Here is an 860-nt window from a genome sequence, read left to right on the forward strand (position 1 = left end):
GACGTTGGTAGCAGCGAGCCTGCTTGAACAAACGAGAACCTCCGAATGGGATGTGGCTTGTCTAAGGCCCACTCCAACCCGGAGGTTCTCGTGTCCCACGGTAGTGCCCGGCTGACCATCCATGGTCGTCGCCTGATCGTTCAACGCCACCAAGCCGGCTGGCCCCAAGCACACATCGCGGCCGCCATGGGCGTGTCGCGTAAGTGTGTGAAGACCTGGATCGACCGCTACGCCACCGAAGGCGAACCCGGCCTGGTCACCCGCTCCTCACGGCCGCACACGATGCCCACCAAGACCAGCAACGAGCTCGAGCAGAAGGTCCTGGCTGCCCGCGCCACCCATCGTGACGGACCCGACGTGCTCAGCCCGAAGGTCGGGGTACCGGCACGGACGGTGTCACGGATCCTGCGCCGCCATGGCGTGCCCTATCTGCGCGAGTGCGACCCGATCACGGGCGAGGTGATCCGTTCCTCGAAGCAGACCGCAGTCCGCTACGAACGCGAACGGCCGGGCGAGCTGGTGCACATGGACGTCAAGAAGATCGGCCGCATCCCTGACGGCGGTGGCTGGCGCGTGCATGGTCGTGGCATCGCGCGTGACCGCGTCAACGGCCCCGGCTACGACTACGTCCACTCGCTCGTCGATGACCATTCCCGCCTGGCGTACAGCGAGGTGCTGCCCGACGAGAAAGGCGTGACCTGCGCGCAGTTCCTGCAACGCGCGATCGCCTCCTTCGCTGATCACGGCATCACCCGGATCGAGCGGCTGATGACCGACAACGCGTGGGCCTACCGCTACTCGCTACGAGCCGTGTGTGCCGAGCACGACATCACTCAGAAGTTCATCAAGCCGCACTGCCC

The 860-nt window shown here is 65.6% G+C and carries 1 protein-coding gene; it reads left to right on the forward strand.

Annotated features, from left to right (window positions below; all coding sequences use genetic code 11):
* Positions 1–90 precede the first annotated feature (90 nt).
* On the forward strand, positions 91–860 hold a 770-nt coding region (locus tag ACFQU3_RS16835; RefSeq protein WP_385911820.1), incomplete at its 3' end, for a DDE-type integrase/transposase/recombinase.

The sequence above is a fragment of the Terrabacter sp. GCM10028922 genome, from assembly GCF_042666095.1.
Lineage (GTDB): Bacteria > Actinomycetota > Actinomycetes > Actinomycetales > Dermatophilaceae > Terrabacter.